The organism is uncultured Kiloniella sp., from assembly GCF_937128705.1.
Lineage (GTDB): Bacteria > Pseudomonadota > Alphaproteobacteria > Kiloniellales > Kiloniellaceae > Kiloniella.
The window spans coordinates 1-3634 of the sequence record NZ_CAKZMP010000029.1; the positions used below are offsets into that span (position 1 = coordinate 1).

At 44.1% G+C, this 3634-nt stretch carries 3 protein-coding genes and 2 pseudogenes; 2 read left to right on the plus strand and 3 right to left on the minus strand.

From position 1 onward, the window contains the following. A pseudogene (locus Q0241_RS01740) lies at positions 1-528 on the minus strand (glutathione S-transferase family protein); the annotation flags it as partial. Positions 529-551: 23 nt separating this feature from the next. After that, positions 552-1262, minus strand: coding sequence for a pirin family protein (locus tag Q0241_RS01745; RefSeq protein WP_299372108.1), 711 nt, complete (start codon positions 1260-1262; stop codon positions 552-554). A 126-nt stretch (positions 1263-1388) separates the two neighbouring features. Here Q0241_RS01745 and Q0241_RS01750 point away from each other — a divergent pair, with 126 nt between their 5' ends. Both Q0241_RS01750 and Q0241_RS01755 read left to right on the plus strand, forming a co-directional pair. Then, the gene (locus Q0241_RS01750) at positions 1389-2291 is read left to right on the plus strand and encodes a LysR family transcriptional regulator (protein WP_299372111.1); all 903 of its coding nucleotides are present in this window, start codon (positions 1389-1391) and stop codon (positions 2289-2291) included. Between the two features lie 331 nt (positions 2292-2622). Beyond that, positions 2623-3159, plus strand: coding sequence for a GNAT family N-acetyltransferase (locus Q0241_RS01755; RefSeq protein ID WP_299372115.1), 537 nt, complete (start codon positions 2623-2625; stop codon positions 3157-3159). Here Q0241_RS01755 and Q0241_RS01760 read toward each other — a convergent pair. Then, a pseudogene (locus Q0241_RS01760) lies at positions 3156-3634 on the minus strand (hypothetical protein); the annotation flags it as partial. The gene Q0241_RS01755 and the pseudogene Q0241_RS01760 sit on opposite strands and share 4 nt — an antisense overlap.

Genomic DNA, 3634 nt, shown 5'->3' on the forward strand with positions numbered 1-3634 from the left:
CATATCTTCAGGATAAAAATCTGGAACATCATTTGTCGCAAAGGCATCAAAGGAGCTATTGAACATCCTGATGATTTCAGAAGACTCATTTGAGATAATTGTCTGCTCTTTTTTGTCCCACAACACAGGAACGGTAACCCGGCCCGTATAGTTCGGATCAGCTTTTGTGTAGATTTGATAGAGATACTCAGACCCATAAAGATGATCTTCGGTAGAGCCAAGATCCCCGGGTTTGAATTCCCAGCCGTTTTCTTTCATTTCCCAGTGAACGACAGAGACTGAGATAACTTCTTCTAGACCTTTCAGACTTCTGAAAATCAGGGCTCGATGTGCCCAAGGGCAAGCTAGATTTACATAGAGATGATAACGCCCGCTTTCGGCAGGATAGCCTTGTTCTCCGTTGGGGCCTTTGGATCCGTCCGCCGTCACCCAGTTTCTAAACTGGGCATCTTTGCGTTGAAATTTACCATTGCTGCTTTTGGTGTCATACCAGACATCATGCCATTGGCCATCTACGAGTTTTCCCATTTATCTGTTCCTTTTCTTTTGTCTTATTGAACCGTATCTGGCAGGTCCGCAAAAATTAACTCTGCGTTCCCGAGGGCTTTGATGTTTAAGTTTTCTTCGTTCGCGATCATTGCACCGTCTCGCTCATTCAGTTGCTGACCATTGAGTTCGATCGAACCTTTTGAAACCACAAGGTAGCCTAGTCGGTCTTTCTCTATGGGTTGGTTTATCTCTTCATTCTCTTTCAGGTGCGTCCCGTAAAGAGTAGCGTTTTGATTTATAGGTAACGCATTGGGATATTTTTTCTCTCCGGACGCCAGTGGTAGAAAACCACCCGCGTAATCAGCTTGGGAAAAGGTTTTTTGATCCCAATGAGGCTTAAGGTAGGTTTCTGAAGGTTGAATCCAGATTTGATAAAGTCCGGTTATTTCAGCTTCGTGATTATATTCGCTGTGAATGATGCCTTTGCCAGCCGTCATCACCTGAATATCGCCTGCGGGTGTTTGCCCTTTGTTTGACAGGTGATCTTCATGAGAAATAGCACCATATCGTACATAGGTGATGATTTCCATGTTCCGGTGTCCATGCATTGGAAAGCCGCCACCGGGTTGGATTTCATCATCATTCCAAACCAATAGAGGGCCAATGCCTGTTCTTTCAGGATTCATATAGTTTGCAAAGCTGAAATGATAATGGGCGTTTAACCATTCATTCTGAAATCGGCCCAAACTATCAAATGGTCTGATGTCAATCATCGGGGTCTCCAATACACTTAAAAATGACTATTAAGCTATAGATAGTTATATCACTTTTGTTTTATAATAGCTGAATCAAGAACAATATTGTTTCTTTGTGGAAACAGTGGCTGGTAAGGGCAAGAGATGAATTTGAATGAAATGGCGGTTTTTGCTTCGGTTGTTCAACATGAAAGCTTTACAGCTGCAGCCCAGGCATTGGGCATTAGTAAGTCCGCAGTATCTAAACAGGTGAGCCGCCTTGAAGATCGCTTGGGAATACGATTATTAAACCGTACAACTCGGCGTCTTTCTCTGACAGAAGCTGGCAGGTTGTTTTTTGAAAAGTGTCAAGCCGTTATGGATGTCGCCGAACAGGCAGAGTATGCAGTTTCTCGATTATCTGCGACACCCAGAGGGTTATTGAAAATCAATGCCCCGATGTCTTTTGGGATCAAGTGTATGGCCCCCATGCTTGCTGGCTTTAGAAAGGACTACCCCGAGATAGAGATAGATCTGGTTCTTAATGATCAAATGGTTGATCTGGTCGAAGATGGTTTTGATGTTGGCATTCGTATCGGGCGGATGATGGACTCAAGGCTGGTTGCCAAGAAAATATCTGATTGTGGAATGAGTATTATTGCTGCCCCATCCTATTTTGAAAAAAGATACAGGTCAGTAATCCCTTCAGAACTGACGGGGTATAACTTTCTGCATTATTCAAACCTGAATAGAATTACAGACTTAAAACTTACAGGAGAACAGGGGACTGTTAGGGTGTCGTTGAAGAGTAATCTGTCGGCGAACAATGGAGATTTTATTCTTTCTGCTGTCGAAGAGGGCATTGGTTTTGCCTGTATGCCAGATTTCATTTCTCGTGAAGCGATAAATCAAAAACGAGTGGTGAAACTATTTCCAGATTGGGAAGTGGATACAGATAACGCAATATATGTTGTCTATCCGATCAATCGCAATCTCTCGCCTAAAGCCCGTGTGTTTATAGACTTTATTGCAAATTTCTATGGGAATAAGTCAAATCTGAATCGTTGATTTTTTATGGGCGATTGTTATGAAAAAAGCATCTGCGATATTTTCTTGCTTTGACACGGTAAAAAATCGTGATATCGAAGATATACAAATCGTATTTACTTTTTTAAGGCTTGGTCATTTAGATGCCCAACTGTTGTGAACACCTCCGACGACGACGCACCTGCCCTCGAACTTCTGTTCGCTGGGCTGTTAGTCTGTGTGTCGAGATGGACCGTTCAGCGACCTGAGTATCAGGTCAACCTGCACTACCAAAGACAGCAGTTAGCAAAAAAGATGTCTTTGATAAATAAAAGTACAGGCTCTTAGAGCTGGCACTAATGCAGGATGTACCATGTGTGACTATACGATTACCCTTCAAAATTCTACGGATGAAGCACAGATTGATAAACTACTGGATTTGACGTTTGGAGTTGAACGAAAATCCCGTCCTTCTTATTCTTTTCGGACTGATGTTTCTGCTGTTCCTGATTTAAGCTTTTCGGTACGGGCGCCTTCTTCTGGAAAATTACTGGGAACACTCCGTTTTTGGCCTGTACTTGTTGGTGATGAAACAGCTCTCCTTTTGGGACCTTTGGCGGTGCAGCCAGATTTACAGGGCAAGGGTATTGGAAAAGCCCTCGTCAAACATGGACTGAATAAAGCGCGCAAAATGGGGTACCGTTTGTGTTTCGTCGTCGGGGAGCACCTTTATTATGCGCCCTACGGTTTTGATCTTGCTAAACCTCTTGGGTTTGAGATGCCTGTCCCTGTCAGTGCTGATAAGTTTCAGGTACTGTCACTTCAAAATATGCCCTTTGGCATCCTTCCCAAAGGGGAATTAGTGCCTTGGGAAAATACCTACGAAGAACGGGTTATTCAAAAAGTCTAACGGCCTTCGCGATACCAGGCCCCGAATGCTGTTAAGAGTAATAGGGATAAGAAAATCCACGGGGGAAGAAGCGGGTGTCGTGTTGATCCAATTAGCTTCTCGGCTTTTTGTGCCTGCAGCCCGGCCCATTCTTTTCCGGTGAGAGCACCATTCCCTCTTACGAGGCGTAAATTTGGGGTAACATTTTTAAGATGATATATGCCGCCTTTGCTTGTTCCTATGACTGAGGCAAGCGGTGCGGGATCTGCGCGTACTCTTTCATGCTCGGGTCCGCTGAGTGCTTGTTGGGCAACGACCGTATGGATATCATCATTAATTGTGTAAAGGCCAGGTTCAGTTGCCTCTATCCTTGTTGAGGCGTAGCCATGCGTATTGGCTTTGAGTGTGGTCTTGGTTACTTTTCCTGATGGGCTGGTTATAGAAAGTGTGGCTTCTTTCTCTGACATACTCTGGCGGGTGATCGTAAGCTGTTGAT